General features: G+C 44.1%; 14 protein-coding genes and 1 riboswitch. Of the genes, 8 read left to right on the forward strand and 6 right to left on the reverse strand.

Going from position 1 to position 17,605, the window contains the following annotated elements; all coding sequences use genetic code 11:
• Positions 1–11: 11 nt before the first annotated feature.
• From glgC to OCU50_RS04940, 3 genes are all read left to right on the forward strand, one after another.
• Positions 12–1,229 (forward strand): glucose-1-phosphate adenylyltransferase, encoded by a 1,218-nt coding sequence (glgC, locus tag OCU50_RS04930; RefSeq protein WP_017055038.1) that lies wholly within the window; start codon positions 12–14, stop codon positions 1,227–1,229.
• The gene (gene glgA, locus OCU50_RS04935) at positions 1,219–2,673 is read left to right on the forward strand and encodes a glycogen synthase GlgA (RefSeq protein ID WP_060467400.1); all 1,455 of its coding nucleotides are present in this window, start codon (positions 1,219–1,221) and stop codon (positions 2,671–2,673) included. The genes glgC and glgA overlap by 11 nt, the downstream gene beginning before the upstream one ends.
• 284 nt (positions 2,674–2,957) lie before the next feature.
• A complete protein-coding gene (locus OCU50_RS04940; protein WP_017055040.1) occupies positions 2,958–3,755 on the forward strand; it encodes an alpha/beta fold hydrolase in 798 nt (265 codons plus the stop codon).
• Between the two features lie 126 nt (positions 3,756–3,881).
• On the opposite strand, the gene OCU50_RS04945 is transcribed toward OCU50_RS04940, so the two are convergent.
• From OCU50_RS04945 to torD, 5 genes are all read right to left on the reverse strand, one after another.
• Positions 3,882–4,199, reverse strand: coding sequence for a putative signal transducing protein (locus OCU50_RS04945; RefSeq protein ID WP_060467401.1), 318 nt, complete (start codon positions 4,197–4,199; stop codon positions 3,882–3,884).
• An 11-nt stretch (positions 4,200–4,210) separates the two neighbouring features.
• On the reverse strand, positions 4,211–4,891 hold the full coding sequence (locus OCU50_RS04950; RefSeq protein ID WP_060467402.1) for a TVP38/TMEM64 family protein: 681 nt from the start codon (positions 4,889–4,891) through the stop codon (positions 4,211–4,213).
• A 135-nt stretch (positions 4,892–5,026) separates the two neighbouring features.
• On the reverse strand, positions 5,027–5,617 hold the full coding sequence (locus OCU50_RS04955) for a TfoX/Sxy family DNA transformation protein (RefSeq protein ID WP_082710320.1): 591 nt from the start codon (positions 5,615–5,617) through the stop codon (positions 5,027–5,029).
• A 127-nt stretch (positions 5,618–5,744) separates the two neighbouring features.
• Positions 5,745–5,830, reverse strand: a riboswitch (cyclic di-GMP riboswitch).
• Positions 5,831–6,000: 170 nt separating this feature from the next.
• Positions 6,001–7,005: an HTH-type transcriptional repressor PurR gene (purR, locus tag OCU50_RS04960; protein ID WP_017055044.1), complete on the reverse strand. Its 1,005-nt coding sequence runs from the start codon at positions 7,003–7,005 to the stop codon at positions 6,001–6,003.
• A 316-nt stretch (positions 7,006–7,321) separates the two neighbouring features.
• Positions 7,322–7,969 carry a molecular chaperone TorD gene (gene torD / locus OCU50_RS04965; protein ID WP_060467404.1) on the reverse strand — a complete coding sequence of 216 codons (648 nt, stop codon included), beginning with the start codon at positions 7,967–7,969 and terminating at the stop codon, positions 7,322–7,324.
• Positions 7,970–8,224: 255 nt separating this feature from the next.
• On the opposite strand from torD, the gene torR reads away from it, so the two are divergent.
• A complete protein-coding gene (gene torR / locus OCU50_RS04970) occupies positions 8,225–8,938 on the forward strand; it encodes a two-component system response regulator TorR (RefSeq protein ID WP_060467405.1) in 714 nt (237 codons plus the stop codon).
• Between the two features lie 158 nt (positions 8,939–9,096).
• Here torR and elyC read toward each other — a convergent pair whose 3' ends face one another.
• Positions 9,097–9,945 (reverse strand): envelope biogenesis factor ElyC, encoded by an 849-nt coding sequence (elyC, locus tag OCU50_RS04975; RefSeq protein ID WP_060467406.1) that lies wholly within the window; start codon positions 9,943–9,945, stop codon positions 9,097–9,099.
• Between the two features lie 115 nt (positions 9,946–10,060).
• Here elyC and cmoM point away from each other — a divergent pair, with 115 nt between their 5' ends.
• The 4 genes from cmoM to mukB all read left to right on the forward strand — a co-directional run bounded on the left by cmoM (position 10,061) and on the right by mukB (position 17,553).
• Entirely contained in the window at positions 10,061–10,846 is a 786-nt protein-coding gene (gene cmoM / locus OCU50_RS04980) for a tRNA uridine 5-oxyacetic acid(34) methyltransferase CmoM (protein ID WP_060467407.1), read from the forward strand.
• A 125-nt stretch (positions 10,847–10,971) separates the two neighbouring features.
• Positions 10,972–12,309 (forward strand): chromosome partition protein MukF, encoded by a 1,338-nt coding sequence (mukF, locus tag OCU50_RS04985; protein WP_060467408.1) that lies wholly within the window; start codon positions 10,972–10,974, stop codon positions 12,307–12,309.
• Complete coding sequence (mukE, locus tag OCU50_RS04990) at positions 12,290–13,096, forward strand: chromosome partition protein MukE (RefSeq protein WP_060467409.1); 807 nt, start codon at positions 12,290–12,292, stop codon at positions 13,094–13,096. Before mukF ends, mukE begins: the two co-directional genes overlap by 20 nt.
• Positions 13,093–17,553: a chromosome partition protein MukB gene (gene mukB, locus OCU50_RS04995; protein WP_060467410.1), complete on the forward strand. Its 4,461-nt coding sequence runs from the start codon at positions 13,093–13,095 to the stop codon at positions 17,551–17,553. Before mukE ends, mukB begins: the two co-directional genes overlap by 4 nt.
• The last annotated feature ends 52 nt before the right edge of the window (positions 17,554–17,605 follow it).

Below are 17,605 nucleotides of genomic sequence, written 5' to 3' on the forward strand. Positions count from 1 at the left end.
TGGAGAATAAAATGGCTGGTGTATTGGGAATGATTCTTGCTGGTGGCGAAGGCTCGCGCTTGAGACCTTTAACAGAATCTCGCAGCAAACCCTCGGTTCCGTTCGGTGGTAGCTACCGCTTAATTGATTTCGCTTTAAACAATTTCGTCAATGCAGATCTTATGAAGATCTATGTGTTAACACAATTTAAGTCACAATCTTTGTTTCATCATATGAAAAAAGGTTGGAATATCAGTGGTATAACAGATCGTTTTATTGACCCTATTCCAGCGCAAATGCGTAAAGGAAAGCGTTGGTATGAAGGTACGGCAGATGCTATTTACCAAAATATGGGTTTCATGGAGTTGGAAGAACCAGATCAAGTCTGTATTTTCGGTTCTGACCACATCTATAAAATGGATATCAAACAGATGCTTGATTTCCATAAAGAAAAGAGAGCGGCTTTAACGGTTTCAGCGTTACGTATGCCACTTGCAGAAGCTTCTGAGTTTGGTGTTATTGAGGTTGATGCTGACGGTCGTATGATTGGCTTTGAAGAGAAACCTGCAAATCCGAAGTCGATTCCGGGCGATCCAGAATCAGCGCTCGTTTCAATGGGCAACTACGTATTTGAAGCGAAAGAACTTTTTGCTGAACTAACGGAAGATGCTGATAGAGAAGGTTCGACACACGATTTCGGCAAAGACATTATTCCAAACATGTTCCCACGTGGTGACGTGTTTGTTTATGATTTCAGCACCAACCGTATTACTGGTGAGAAAGAAGAAGTTTACTGGCGCGATGTAGGTACGATTGACGCATACTGGCAAGCGCACATGGACCTTCTCAAGAAAGATGCGCCATTCTCACTATACAACCGCAAATGGCCTCTACACACTTATTACCCACCACTACCACCAGCTACGTTTACTGATTCGGCAAATGGTCGAATTCAGATCATTGATAGCCTTGTGTGTAGCGGTAGTTATGTACGTGGTTCGCGTATTGAAAAGAGTGTATTGGGATTCCGTAGCAATATCGCATCAGCGTGTGATATTAGCGAAAGTATCTTACTCGGTGATGTAAAAGTGGGTGAGGGTTGTATCCTGCGCCGCGTTATCATTGATAAAGATGCAGACATCGCACCGGGTACACAGATTGGTGTAAATTTGACAGAAGACAAAAAGCATTACCACGTATCTGATGATGGTGTCGTAGTTATTGAAAAAGGAGCACGAGTTGGTTACTAAGACTCTCTCGGTACTTTTTGTAGCGTCTGAAGTTGAAGGCTTGATTAAAAGTGGTGGCTTGGCTGATGTAGCCAAGGCACTGCCGAAGGCTTTGCAAGCTCTCGACCAGGACGTTCGAGTGACTATTCCCGCATATAGAAATATTCCAAACATTGACTCAGCAGACGTTATTTTATCGACTGAACTCGATCATTGGCCTCATACTGCTTATCAGGTTAAGAAACTGACCGTAGAAGGCGTTCAAGTTTTAGGCATCGAATGTGCCCAGTATTTCGACCGCCCAGAAATGTATGCAGAGAACAACCAAGCTTACGCTGACAATGGAGAACGTTTTTCGTTTTTTAGCGCTGCGTGTTTGGATATGTTGCCAAAGCTTGGTTTCCAACCTGATATCGTCCATGTAAACGACTGGCATACGGGCTTTGTTCCTTTCTTGCTTAAGTTTCGTTATCACCAGCACGAATTTTTCGAAAACACTCGCAGTGTTATATCAATTCACAACGCGGTGTTCAAAGGCGTTTTTTCTTACGAAGAGTTGCAATGCCTGCCTGAAATGCACAGCTATAGCGTACCTGAAGCTGCAGTAAGTGATACTCACGTTACCATGCTAAAAGCGGGTGTTTTGTGTGCAGACAAAGTGAATGCAGTAAGCCCAACCTATGCAGAAGAGCTCAAAACTGAGCTTGGCAGTCATGGTATGGCAGCAGAGTTCCAACACAGAGCTTCGGACTTGTTCGGTATTTTGAATGGCTGTGATTATGGTGCTTGGAATCCTGAAACGGATGATTTTTTGCCTCGCAAATACAAAGCGACCAAGCACAGCATGGTTCGTGGTAAATCGGCGTGTAAGCAAAAATTGCAACAAAATGTTGGTTTGCCAGCTATCGACTGCGCTGTGTATGGCATGGTTTGTCGTCTGACCCATCAAAAAGGCGTGCATTATTTATTGCCCATCATCGAGCAGTTTTTGAAGAACGAGCTTCAGATCGTGATTGTAGGAACAGGCGATCCAGTGTTGGCGAGTCAGTTGAAAGAGCTATCCGCACTTCACTCAGATAAGTTCTCGTTCGTAGAAGCGTACAATAATGAACTTGCGCACTTAGTTGAAGCGGGCTCTGATTTCTTCTTGATGCCTTCCGAATTCGAGCCTTGTGGTTTAAACCAGATTTACAGCATGGCTTACGGGACTTTACCGATAGTCCGTTCTGTGGGTGGTTTAAAAGACAGCGTGAATGATTACGACCAAGCCCCTGAGTTAGCTACAGGGTTTGCTTTTGAGGAGCCAACACCGCAGGCGTTACTGGCAGTCTTACATCGTTCATTGCTGCTTTATGCGCAAAATCCATCTGAAATTAAGCGCGTTCAGCTTTATGCGATGCAACAAGATTTTAATTGGGAAGTGGCGGCTAAAGAATATCTTGCCATGTACCATTCGGCATTTTAACTTTTTGATTCAGCTTTAAAATTAGCTGGCGGACAACAACAGTTCTTAATAAAAGAAGGCGCTCTGGTGGTAGAGTGCCTTTTTGTTTTCTGATCAGATCACATCACGTTTACGAAGACCAAGCTTGCAAACTCATTTTAGTCAGGTAGAAAAGGTGGGGTAGGTATTCACATGACTAATGATAGGTTTGACACTATTATCACTTAAAGTTCTTGATAGCGTGATATCCTAGTCATCGCCTCGTGAAGAGGCATAGCTCCATTCCAATAATTAAAGCGATAGGTATGTCTGAGAGTTTACTATTTCATAAAACATTTACTCACCCTACGAGCGATGAGTGGGTTGTATTTGTGCATGGCGCTGGAGGCAGCTCCTCCATTTGGTTCAAGCAGATCAAAGCGTATAAACAGCATTTCAACTTGCTGCTCATTGACTTGAGAGGGCATGGTAAATCAGACAATATACTTAAAGGGCTGATTTCGAATCGTTATACCTTCAAATCAGTGACGCTTGATATTCTCAAAGTGTTAGACCATCTTAAAATCCGTTCTGCACATTTTGTTGGCATGTCTTTAGGCACGATCATAGTACGTAACGTTGCGGAGTTAGCTGCAGGGCGTGTGCGTTCAATGGTATTAGGTGGCGCTGTCACTAAGCTAAACACGCGTTCTCAAGTTTTAATCAAATTAGGTAACTTAAGTAAACACATTATTCCTTATATGTGGTTATACAGTCTTTTTGCGTATGTAGTAATGCCACAAAAAAGCCAAAAAGAGTCCCGTCATCTGTTTATCCGAGAAGCAAAGAAACTGTGCCAAAAAGAGTTTAAACGTTGGTTCATCTTAACCGCAGATGTTAATCCCCTAATGAAGTATTTCAAAGATAGAGAGTTACCCATTCCTACTCTCTATTTAATGGGAGAGCGTGATTACATGTTCATTAAGCCAGTAAAGGAAATGGTGCAAGCACATGAGTCGAGTGAACTGGTTGAAATAGCTAACTGCGGTCACGTATGCAATGTAGAAAACCCTGAAGCATTCAATCAACATTCTATCGAGTTTATCCAAAAGCAAATTCAATAATTCTCTAGGTTTATTCTCAGGGTAGATGATTAGATAGAATTGAAATAAAAACGGGAAGCTAGATTAGCTTCCCGTTTTTATTTTGAGGAGGTATCAAACCGAGCCTCTTGTCACAGTCTTGGCGTATTACTCAGGTGAGGCTGCGCCACACTGCCAACAAGAGCCAAATTGTGCTTCGTTGACTTCGTGACACTCACTACATCGCCACTCTTCATAGATGATCGAATCTTGCTGCTTTTGGTAATCATTTACAATAGTGAGAGCTTTGTTGGCCAGTTCTGGTTCATACAGCCAAACGTACGGGTCAGTATCTTCTGTAAATGGGAGTTCCCCTTTTAAACCAAACAACCCCTCACCACGGACCTCACATGCAATATTCTCACTTTCTAGCAATCCACATATGATGTGGGCTTCTGTCGGATTCGATGCAACAAAGATTTTCATGACATAGAACCTTAATCAGTTATCGGTGTTGAGCGAAATTTACCCATTAGCCATTTAGCAAAAATTGGGAACACCCCGAGCAAAGCAAATGACAACAATACTGAAGGGGAAATGATACCTGAAAGTGAGTCAATCTCCGCAAGTTGAGTTCCGGCGTTCAAGAAAACCGCCGTGCCTGGTAGCATGCCTATTTGGCTTGTAATGTAGTAACGACTGACCGACATTGGCGTTAGGCCCATCAATAGGTTGATAAGGAAAAATGGGAATACAGGAATCAGACGCAGGGAAAATAAGTAGAATGCTCCGTCTTTTTCGACCCCCTTGTTAATCGTCGTTAATTTTCCGCCAAACTTAGTTTGGACCCAGTCTCGTAATAAATAGCGACTACTTAAAAAGGCAAGCGTGGCGCCAATTGCACTTGCGAAAGATACCAGCAGCAAGCTATTCCAGAAACCAAATAGAGCAGCTCCGAGCAGGGTGACAACAGCGGCACCAGGAATTGAGAAAGCAGTAATCATTACATACGCAATAAAATAGATAGCGGCAGCTGAAATAAAGTTGCTGTCAATGTAGTCATTTAAAACAGCTTGTTGGGTCTTAGCATTTTCAAGCGTTAAGTACTGGCCGAAATTGATGCCTAACAAGACAATTGTTACGACCAACACAATACCCAATATCATTTTCTTACTCATTGATACTTCCTCTAAATTTTCAATGCATACCGATAGTATAGATAGACAGGCAAAGCATAGATTAACTTTCAGCAGATATAAAAAAAGCCGCAAGAAATGCGGCTTAGTTGTATCGATAGGTTTAAGCTAACAGCGTTAGTTAACACGATTTATAAGTTCTTCACGACGTTGCTGTGGAATTACGGACCAATGTGTACCATTAATTGCTCCTTCTAACGCCCAAAGTAGTTCAATACTGACAGAGGATGTATGTGATTCTTTAATAGCGTTAAACGCGTTTACAGAGCCAGATTCATATAAACGTTCTACGGAATCAATACCTGCTTTTTTCAACATACGTTCAGTCGCGAGTCGAAGATTCGGAAGATCTTTGAGTCGGGTCGGCTTAGCAGAAGACTGTTCAGCTTTTTCTTCTTTAGCAAAACCCAGAGACGTGGTTGCAAGCTGCAAAATTTGCTCTTGGTCTTGCCATAAGCCTTCAGGTAAAGCGAAATATTTAGTAACGACAGGGAAGCCACGCTTTTTGTAGACGTATGGTTGAAACCCTTGTTGTTCGAATTGCTTTGTTGTGCATTTGTCTGCTCGTATGTGCAGTTGGTCATTAACAACCAGAGCAAACATTGTGTCATCAGCAAAAAGACCGAATCCACCAAACATTGAGCGTGATTTTATTTTTCCTAGGGGCTCAAATAACTTCATTGAGTCCTTTAGTATCGGTTTATCCATGTTATTTATCTCGGTGTATTTGAACTACGCCACCAAATAAGCAGGTCCGAGAGATTAGCAAAATGTTGCAATAAAATTGTCAATAGGCCGTAAATTACTAAATGATTAGTAGTTACTGCATTTTGCCATCGGTAACCCCGCTACCATACCAACGAGTGGTTTAGGCCGGAAGCTTTGCGTCCCACTTTTTCAAGAGGTTTGCCCTGTGCGTGACTGATTGAATAGAATAAAGTTTTTGTTGAATGAGGCTCACACTTGTTATTTCAAAATGTGATATTGCTTCAATTAATGATCTTTGTGTTGTGCATCTAGGTTCACTTTGGTTGCTGATAAAAAAAGCGCACCTAAAGGTGCGCTTGATGAAATTAAACTCATTTTATCAATTAATTTAACGTTTTAACTGTACATCGCTCTACGATTTCAGGGTGCATTTCGAAGACACGTTTTTCATGATCTTTGTCTTTTATACGTTCTAATAAAATTTCGAAAGCATTTTTACCAACACGACGTTTCGGCTGGTGCACCGTTGTTAAAGGTGGGGAGAAGTATTCAGCCAGCTCGATGTTGTCGTAACCAATGATCGAAATATCTTCAGGAATACGAATACCTTTCTGTTGCAGGCGACTCATTAGACCTAGTGCCATCGTGTCATTAAAGCAGAATACAGCAGTCGGGCGATCTTCCATCTCAACGATTTGCTCTGCAGCAAGAACTGCCGTATCGCACTCGAAGTTGCCTTCGATGATCATGTTGTTATCGGTAGAAATCTTAGCTTCGTTGAGTGCGCGCTTGTAACCGGCAATGCGTTCAACACAGGCTGCTTTGTCTAAGTGGCCACTTAAACAGGCAATTTTAGAGTGACCGCGTTCAATCAGGTACTTGGTTGCTAGGTAGCCACCTTCTTCAGAGTTATCAATGATCTTATCAGCTTGAGAGCTCTCTGGGCCCCAGTCCATAATAACTTTAGGGATGTCAGCGTGACGGTCTAACATCACTCTTAGTTCTTCAGTTAGGTCTGAACACATAACTAAGATGCCATCTACACGTTTCTCTGCCAGCATTCGAATGTAGTCACGTTGCTTCTCATAGATACCACCTGTGTTACACAGGATCAAAGTGTAACCTTGACGGTAGCAGTAGCTCTCAACACCATCGATAACTTCAGAGAAGAATAGGTTGGTTGATTGAGTAACAAGCATGCCGATAGTGCGCGTTGTATTACACTTCAAGCTACGAGCAACAGCACTTGGTGCATAGTTCAGTTCGTCTACAGCTTTGTTTACTTTTTCTTGAGTCGCTTCTGCAACAAAACGTGTTTTGTTGATTACGTGAGAAACGGTGGTTGTCGATACGCCGGCTAAGCGAGCGACATCTTTTATCGTGGCCATGGTTTTATCCTATTAGAAGCTACTTTCCCAAAGTACGGAATAAAGTAGCCGTTAAGCTACCTAACTAAGAGCTGTAATTTGTAGGGCTCTTTGGGTACTAACGTGCTAAAAAACAAAAAACCGCTATTGAGCGGCTTGTCTTAACACCGAAATGCTCTGAACTTAAATAAGCATAGCATTTCGTGAATGTTTCATATTTTATCGTTTGCGGTCACAATTTTAGACTGACTAGAAGTTACTCGCAATAAAATTCACCCTGAAATCCGGGTGAATTGTCACATTCTATTGAATTTATTTACCTAGTCATGCAATAAGTTTAGTCACCAGCTAGATATTGAGCGTCTAAATTACAGAAGGCGAGTAACAGAGATGAGACTGAAGCGTAGAAACCGAATTCGTCAACGTCATGACATTTCACGTTGAACTTGGGTACCCAAGTAAGGAGTTGTTGCTCGATAAACTGTTGTTGAACAGAAAATGATTTTTCTAGCTCTTCTTCAAGCTCAGTTTCGTTAGAGCGAATGATCAAGTTACCAAGGAAATCGAGTTCGATAGCAATGTGGTCCGCTGGCTCTTTCAGGTCTTGGTTAACCACTAAGTTGTGTTTAGCCATGATCTCTTCCATCTCTTTTGCTGGTTTATCGTTCAATAGTCCAGTTTCGCCGATGTACATAGAAGCGTACGGAAGAGCGCCATGTTTATCTGTTTTTAAGAAAAGATCACAAAAGTCAGCAGACAGTTCCAGTTGCGCGTCTTCACGTGTTTGCAGACGGTTTAGTGCGTCAACTAAGTTATTAATCGCAGGTTCTAGTGTTTTATTTTCGCCTAAGCCAGTCAAGAAAGAACGAATCTCAACAGAGTGGTAGTGATCGAGTTCTTCTTGAGTGAGTTCTTTGGCGAATAAGCTTGATAACCACCAGTAGATTTCTGCTCTTTGTTCGTTGAACGCTTTTGTATCTTTCATTTGATTGATCCTAATATCGTCTTTCGTATACCCGGGGTATTCAGTCTAACTAACCGTGATATTTGCTCAGCGCAAAGCTACTCGTTAGTGGTAATGCCCATATTGAATTGTTATGGACGATAAATAGCAAGGTTTAAGATTGTCTTGTATCAAAAAAAATCCATGTTTATGGCTTTTATCTTCTGCACCACTAGAATTGTTACTAGTTATGAATAGAATAGTCATTGAAACTATTAAATAAGAAAAGTGGTGTAGATGAGCTATCACGTATTAGTCGTAGAAGATGATGTGGTAACCCGCAGTAAATTGGTTGGATACTTCCAGAACGAAGGTTACACAGTGAGCGAAGCAGAAAGTGGCGCTCAAATGAGAAGCGTGTTAGAAGAAAACAACGTGGACCTCATTATGCTGGACATCAACTTGCCAGGCGAAGATGGATTGATGCTAACTCGCGAATTACGCAGTCAATCAGACATTGGAATTATTTTAGTTACTGGACGCACGGATAGCATCGACAAAATCGTAGGCCTAGAAATGGGGGCAGACGATTATGTTACTAAACCTTTCGAACTTCGCGAGTTATTGGTTCGAGTTAAAAACTTACTTTGGCGTATTGCTGCTGCTCGTAAAATAGCGGTCGCTATGGTAGAAGAAACAGAAAATGAATCTGTGGTTCGTTTTGGTGAGTGGACGTTTGATATTCCTCGTCGCGCACTAAGCCAAAACGGTGATCCAGTTAAACTGACTAAAGCGGAATATGAGTTGCTAGTAGCGCTCTCTTCCCACCCTAACCAAGTGTTAAGCCGTGAACGTATTCTTAATATGATCAGTCATCGAGTGGACGCGCCTAATGACCGTACTATCGACGTACTAATCCGTCGTATGCGTGCCAAAATGGAGTTCGACCCTAAGAATCCACAGATTTTTGTGACGGTTCACGGTGAAGGTTATATGTTCGCTGGTGACTAATACCCTTTGGGAAATTATCATTAGTAACGATATTTGAAGGAAAAAAGCCGAGACATCATTTGATGTCTCGGCTTTTTATTACTTAACGGTTATTGCCAGCGAGCTAAGAACCTACAAATTTCTTTGCTGCTCTATCTGCTCAATAGGCTGAGCTGAGCTTATTGTGCTGCAGAAACTTCACTGTCTTCCTCAGCTAAGCTAGAAGCTTCAGGAACAACAACCGGTTCTTCTGAAATGTCCCTACTGGTGTCTAGCCAGTCACGTAGGCTTTGCCAAACCAATCCCATAGTCTCGTGCCAGTAACGCTCGGTTTGCTCAAGGTAGAGCGCCTTAGGCATATACTTATTCCAAGGCTCAACAATCCCTTCTTGTGCAAGGTAGTTTGTGGGTGCAGGTAATGGATCCATACCTGCAGCATTGAACTCATTCAATGCACGAGTCATATGACTAGCAGAAGTCACCAATACCATTCTCTTGTGTTTAACAAACGCAGCAGCTTGGCGGGCTTCTTCCCAGGTATCTTTTGCTGTCTCAAGCAAAATGATGTCTGGTTTTGCTACGCCGAGGGCCAGGGCAACCTTAGCCATCATTCTAGCATTGCTCACTTCAGTGCCTCCTCCGTAGCCAGACAAAATGAGTTTGGCACCAGGATAAAGACGTAGAATACGAATTCCTTCACTCAAACGCATCAAACCGGTGCGGCTAAGCTCTGATGTAGGCGGGATTTGGTCGTCTACGACGTGACCACTTCCAAGCACCATCACGTAATCGACGGTATCGTCGACGGGTAAAAAAGCGGTGTGTTGCCTTTCCATTGGCATTAAAAGTTGGCTAGAAACTGGCTGGAAAGCGATTAGGAAAATACCACAGAGGGCTGAAAGGGTAATTAGGCAACCCGTCTTCCTGTTGATAGTAAACATCACTAGGGCTAAACCCAGAAAGGCGAGAATTAACATTGCTGGCAGTGGCATCAGTAACGAAGACACTACTTTTTTCAGCTCAAACATATCCGAATAGTCCGAAAAAACATCACTTAGTAGTAAAAAGAGACATCGCCTCTTTATTCCTGAAATTCCTGTGACAGAATAGCAGGCACGATAGGACATAATAACTCAAGTAGCCGTGACTGAAGACCGTAATTTCGACGATATTGCCCACAAATTTGCAAAAAATATTTACGGCTCTGACAAAGGAGAGATCCGTCAAGTCATTGTATGGGAAGATTTAGAGCAAGCTTTGAGCAAATTTGAGCATTCATCTTCACCGTTGCATGTGCTTGATGCTGGAGGGGGACTTGCACAGGTGTCGCAAAAAATTGCCGCGCTTGGACATCACGTGTCTTTATGCGATCTCTCATCTGAGATGCTTAAACTCGCAGAAGAAAGTATCTGCGAAGCGGGTTTGTTAGAGCAGTATCGATTTATTCATTCACCGGTACAAAAAGTGGCAGAACACCTCGATGAGAAAGTCGACTTTGTGATGTTTCACGCGGTCATGGAGTGGCTAGCCGACCCAAAAGAGGCGCTTGATTTATTGTTAGAACAAGTAAAACCGGGTGGCGTTGCCTCGATAATGTTTTACAACCACCACGGATTAGTCCTGAAAAATGTGATTTGTGGCAACATTCCTCATGTATTGAATGGGATGCCACATCGAAAACGGTTTAAGCTGCAACCACAAAAAGGCTTGAAGCCTGAAGAGGTTTATCAATGGATAGAAGACGCCGGTCTGGAAATCTGCGGTAAATCTGGCATTCGCTCTTTTAGTGACTACATAGGTAATATGGAGTACATGGGCGATTACCAATTTGAAGATGTATTGGAACTAGAAAAACAGCTATGTCGCCAGGAGCCATATCTGTCGCTAGGCCGTTATATTCACGTTTGGGCTCAAAAACCTGCACAATAACAGCGGTGAATGTGGTAAAAGAAGCCACAACATGCGCTATGCGATCGTAAGAAGCCCGCGTCATAAAGAAATAGGCGTCATATCTAACATGTTCGATATGACAAAGAACAGTAACAGGAACCACAATGAGTGAAATGACTCAAACTGCCGAAGAGCAGCCAATTGATGAGTTGGTGGGCTGGGTCAAGCAGCATGATTTTTCATTAAACTTGCCACCAGAGCGCTTAGCATTTTTGATTGCTATCGCAGTACTAAGCAATGAAAGGTTCGATGAAGAGTTAGGCGAGGGTGAACTGCACGATGCATTTGCCATTGTCACTCGACTGTTTGAAGATACTGGCGAAGCGTCGGCGTTTCGTGCCAACAATGCCATCAACGAGTTGGTTAAACAGAAGTTGATTAGCCGCTTTACCAGCGAAATCACTGATGGCACGAGTATTTATCGCCTATCACCATTGGCGATTGGTATCTCAGATTATTACTTACGTCATCGTCAGTTCTCCAAATTAAAATTGTCTATCCAGCTTTCTATGGTTGCAGATGAGATGGCAAAAGCCATTGAAGCAGCACAAAAAGGCGGAACGCCAGGACATTGGAGAAAGAACGTATACGGTGTGCTCAAATACTCTGTTGGTGAAATTTTCGATCAAATTGATCTTAACCAACGTGTTATGGATGAGCAGCAGCAAACCGTTAAGCAGCAAATTGCCGACCTTTTAAACAAAGATTGGCGAGAGGCGATTAACAACTGTGAAACCTTGTTATCAGAAACCTCGTCCACGCTAAAAGAATTGCAAGACACCTTGCAAGCAGCGGGTGATGAACTGCAAACACAGATCCTCGATATTCAAGAAATTGTTTACGGTGACGATGAACTCGAGTTCGTTGGCGAAACCCTATTCGGTTTGCAGATGAAGCTTGACCGAATCACCAGTTGGGGTCAGCAAGCGATCGACTTGTGGATCGGTTACGACCGCCACGTTCACAAGTTTATCCGTACCGCGATTGATATGGATAAAAACCGTGCCTTTAGCCAACGCTTGCGTCAGTCGGTGACCGACTACTTTGATGCGCCGTGGTTATTGACTTACGCCGATGCTGAGAAGCTCACCGATCTGCGTGATGAAGCACTCGTGCTTCGTGATGACGAAGTGATGGGTCAAGCGCCAATCGACGTAGAATACGAAGAATTTGAGCAAGTGAATGATCTGCTTTCAGACCGAATTGCAGAGATGTTAAAAGCTCACAAACAGCAAGGTTCGCCAATTGATCTTGGCCTTGTGCTACGCGACTACCTCGCTGCACACCCTCGCACACACCATTTTGATTTAGCCAGAATTGTTGTCGACCAAGCGGTGCGCTTAGGTTACTCAGAGTCTGACTATCAGGCTATTCAGCCAGATTGGCAGGCAATCAACGATTTCGGTGCAAAGGTACAAGCAAATGTCATTAACAAGTACTGATGATTACATGCCAGAGAAACTGGTAAAAGCGATAGCGAACCCACTGTTCCCCGCGCTAGACAGTATGCTGCGTTCAGGTAAGCATATTTCAACAGAAGATCTAGATAACCACGCGTTACTTTCTGATTTTGAAGTTGAGCTTCAGCATTTTTATCAACGCTACAACACCGAGCTTGTGAAAGCGCCAGAAGGCTTCTTTTACTTGCGTCCGCGTTCTACGTCTCTCATTGGTCGTAGTGTGTTGTCTGAACTGGACATGTTGGTTGGCAAGGTATTGTGTTTCTTGTACCTAAGCCCAGAACGTTTAGCGCACGAAGGCATTTTCAACAACCAAGAGTTGTTTGAAGAGCTAATGGCGTTAGCGGATGAGAAAAAACTCATGAAGCTAGCAACCAACCGTGCGTCTGGCTCTGACTTAGACAAAGAAAAGTTATTCGAAAAAGTACGTACTTCTCTACGTCGTCTACGCCGCATCGGTATGCTGATTGCGATTGGCGAAACGGGTAAATTCCGTATTAGCGAAGCGGTATTCCGTTTCGGTGCTGACGTACGTGTTGGTGATGATATGAAAGAAGCGCAATTACGTCTTATCCGTGATGGTGAGGCTGTGGTGCATACTCAAGAGCCTAACCAAGGTAGCTTGTTAAATGAAGAGCAAGCAGAATCTGTATCAGAAGTCGATGCAGACGTAGACGAAAACGGTCAACAAGACATTTTTAACGATCAAGCTGACTTTGACCTTGAGTCGAACGATGGCGAACAAACAAAAGTAGAAGGTGAAGCATGATTGAAAGAGGTAAGTATCAATCATTAACCATGGTCAACTGGAACGGCTTCTTTGCGCGTATTTTTGATATTGATGGATTGGTTACAACGCTTTCTGGCGGTAACGGTGCAGGTAAGTCGACCACGATGGCGGCTTTCATCACAGCACTGATCCCTGACCAAAGCCTTCTGCATTTCCGTAACACGACGGAAGCGGGCAGCTCACAGTCGTCTCGTGATAAAGGCCTTTACGGTAAGCTTCAACCTGGCGCATGTTATGCGGCGCTAGACGTTGTGAATTCTCGTAATCAACGTCTACTGTTTGCAGTAAAACTGCAGCAAGTGGCAGGTCGTGACAAGAAAGTCGATATCAAACCGTTCGTTATCCAAGGTCTTCCAAGCCATGTGAAACCAACGGATGTACTGATTCAGAACGTTTCAGACAGTCACGCTCGAGTGTGTCAGTTGAACGATGTGAAAGCTGCAGTTGCACAATACGAAGGTGCACATTTCAAAGCCTTCTCTTCGATTGTTGATTACCACTCACAGATGTTTGAGTACGGTGTCGTTCCTAAGAAACTGCGTAACAGCAGTGATCGATCTAAGTTCTACCGCTTAATTGAGGCATCACTTTATGGTGGTATCTCAAGTGCGATTACGCGTTCTCTGCGCGATTACCTTCTGCCGCAAAATGGCGGTGTGAAGAAAGCATTCCAAGATATGGAATCAGCACTACGCGAAAACCGCATGACGCTAGAAGCGATCAAGACAACGCAGTCGGATCGTGACCTGTTCAAGCATTTGATCACTGAATCAACGAACTACGTGGCAGCGGATTACATGCGCCATGCCAACGATCGTCGTAACAAGCTAGATCAAACCATGAAGCTCCGTGGTGAACTGTTTGGTTCTCGCGAAACCTTGCTTGATCAAAACAACCTGCTAAATCGTGTCCAAGAAGAGCTTGAACTGCTGGTCGATCAAGAATCTGCGCTAGAGCAAGATTATCAAGCGGCTTCAGATCATCTTCAGCTGGTTCAAACTGCACTTCGTCAGCAAGAGAAAATTGCCCGCTACAGCGAAGATCTAGAAGAGCTTAATGAGTGTCTAGAAGAGCAGATGATGGTGGTTGAAGAAGCCCAAGAGCGCGTACTTCTGGCTGAAGAGCAGGCAACCATCACTGAAGAAGAAGTGGATAGCCTGAAGACTCAGTTGGCTGACTATCAACAAGCTTTGGATGTTCAACAAACTCGTGCATTGCAATACCAACAAGCGGTTCAAGCATTAGAGAAAACGAAGCAGTTACTTGGTGATGAATCTATTACCGCAGAAAGTGCATTAACTCTGGTTTCTGAGCTAAAAGCCCAACAAGAATCAAGCACGCAGACGCTACTGTCTACTAAACATAAGCTAGACATGTCATCTGCTGCGTCTGCACAGTTCGACAAAGCGTTATCTTTGGTTAAAAGCATTGTTGGTGACGTAGACCGTAAAGAAGCATCCTACAGTGCTAAGCAGGCGCTAGAAAAAGGCCGTAACGCAAAACACGTTGTTGAAAATGAACAACAGTGGCGTGCTCAGCACCGTGACATGGCTCGTGACGTGGCACAACAGCGTCAAGCAAAAGAGCTTGCTACCGAGTATCAAAAACAACATAACATCTCACTGACTGACGAAGCGGTTTTTGATGAAGAACGCGAACGTCATGCAATGCAGATCGAAACGCTTGAGTATGCTCAAGAAGAGCTGCGTGAAGCGAAGAGTGAGCAACGTCGTGAGCAACAAAACCACGATCAAGAGATTCAAAAGCTTGAGTCCATTGCTCCTGCGTGGATAACGGCAAACGATGCGCTTGAAGCGTTAAGAGATCAAACCGAAGCTGAGCTCGAAGATAGCCAAGCAGTGATGACTCACATGCAGCAAGTACTTGAAGATGAGAAATCTCAAGCGGCCGCGAAAGAGCGATTGGCAACTCGTCGTGCTGAACTTGATCAAGAGATTGAACGCTTAGCTTCACCGGGTGGTTCTAACGATCGTCGATTGAAAGGCCTCGCGGATATGCTTGGAGGCGTGCTACTTTCTGAAATCTACGACGATATCACGATTGGTGATGCACCTTACTTCAGTGCGATGTACGGCCCAGCTCGTCATGCGATTGTGGTGTCTGATCTTAGTGGTATTAAAGAGAAGCTAGTGGACCTTGATGATTGTCCAGAAGACCTTTACATCCTAGAAGGTGATGTCGATGCGTTTGATGACAGCTCATTCAATGCCGACGAGTTAGAAGGCGCTGTATGTGTTCAGCTTAACGATCGCCAAATGCGTTACTCTCGCTTCCCTGAGATCCCGTTGTTTGGCCGTGCGGCTCGTGAACAACGCCTAGAGAAATTACGGGAAGAGCGTGATGTGGTTGTTGAGAACCACGCGAAAGCAGCATTTGATGCACAAAAACTGAATCGCCTATACCAAGCATTCAACAGCTTTGTTGCGAAACACCTGCACGTTGCATTCAACGCCGATCCTGAACAGGCGCTAGCGTCTCTTCGTGATAAGCGTAGTCAAATTGTTCGTTCTTTGGCTGAGTTGGATTCTAAAGAACAGCAGCAACGCAGCCAACTTCTACAGAGCAAGCAAGCACTTGGTGCGCTAGACAAACTCGCGCCTATGGTGCGTATTTTAGAAGACGAAACCTTAGCAGAACGCCTGGCTGAACTAGAAGTACAACTTGAGCGTTTGAGTGAAGCGAAGTCTTTCTTGAACAATCACGGTAAAGCACTTAATTCATTGGAGCAGGTTGTTTCTGCACTAGACGCAGACCCTGAGCAATTTGAAGCGCTAGAAGCGGAATATCAACAAGCTGATAAAGCGCTACAAGCTCTAAAAGGCAAAGTATTCGCACTGTCTGATTTGATTGAGCGTCGTCACTACTTTGCTTACGCAGACTCTGTTGATTTGCTTAACAAAAGCAGTGAACTAAGCGAGCAGCTTAAAGCGAAACTGGTTCAAGCAGAACAAGCAAGAACCAAAGGCCGTGATGGCTTGAAGCAAGCTCGCGAACAGATGAACCAATACAACCAAGTATTGGCGGCACTGAAGAGCTCGCATCAAGCGAAGCAAGAAACAGTTCAAGAGTTTAAGCAAGAGCTTCAAGAGTTCGGTGTAAACGCTGATGAAGGCTCTGAAGAGCGTGCTGTACGTCGTCGTGACGAGCTTCAAGAGCGTTTGCACACCTCTCGTAGCCGTAAGAGTGAATACGAGCGTACGATTACCTCGACTGAACTTGAGATGAAAGCACTGGCTAAGCGTCTTAAGAAAGTACAGAAAGAGTACACAGAGCTTCGTACCTTCGTGGTTGCAGCGAAAGCAGGTTGGTGTTCAGTACTTCGCTTAGCTCGTGAGAATGATGTTGAGCGTCGTCTCCACAAGCGTGAGCTGGCTTACCTAACGGCTGGCGAACTTCGTTCAATGTCGGATAAATCATTGGGTGCGCTACGTTTGGCGGTGGCTGACAATGAAGATCTACGCGATTCGCTACGCCTATCAGAAGACAATGCTCATCCAGAGCGTAAGGTACTGTTCTATATTGCGGTTTACCAACACCTTCGTGAGCGTATTCGCCAAGACATCATTCATACCGATGATCCGGTTGAAGCAATCGAAGAGATGGAAGTTGAACTGGCTCGTCTAACAGAAGAACTGACGCAGCGTGAAAACCGCCTAGCGATCAGTTCTGAGTCGGTAGCTAGCATCATTAAGAAGACGATTCAGCGTGAGCAGAACCGTATTCGCATGCTGAATCAAGGCTTGTCTAATATTTACTTTGGTCAGGTTAAGGGTGTACGTTTGAACGTTAAGATCCGTGAAAGCCACGAGATCTTATTGTCCGGGCTCGCTACCCAGCAAGAGCAACATAAAGACCTGTTTGAAAGCACCCGTTTTACCTTCTCAGAAGCAATGGCGAAGCTGTTCCAGCGTGTTAACCCACATATCGATATGGGTCAACGCTCTCCACAGGTTCTGGGTGAAGAGTTACTGGATTACCGTAACTATCTAGAGTTAAGTGTAGAAGTTAACCGTGGTTCAGACGGTTGGTTACAAGCTGAATCGGGCGCACTTTCTACGGGTGAAGCTATCGGTACGGGTCAATCCATTCTGTTGATGGTTATCCAAAGTTGGGAAGAGGAGTCTCGTCGACTTCGTAGTAAAGATATCGTCCCATGTCGCTTGTTGTTCCTTGATGAGGCAGCACGTTTGGATGCAAAATCTATCTCAACACTGTTTGAGCTTTGTGATCGTCTAGGCATGCAACTTTTGATTGCAGCCCCAGAGAACATTAGCCCAGAAAAAGGCACAACCTACAAACTGGTACGTAAGGTATTCAAAGATCACGAACACGTGCACGTTGTTGGCCTGCGTGGTTTTGCGCAAAATAAACCAGCCTCTCCGGTTCAAGAGCTTATCGAAGAAGCTGAGCAGTAAGCTCGGTAATGGCCCAATGATATTTGTTCAAAGCCCCTAACCATTAGGGGCT

This window comes from Vibrio toranzoniae (assembly GCF_024347655.1).
Lineage (GTDB): Bacteria > Pseudomonadota > Gammaproteobacteria > Enterobacterales > Vibrionaceae > Vibrio > Vibrio toranzoniae.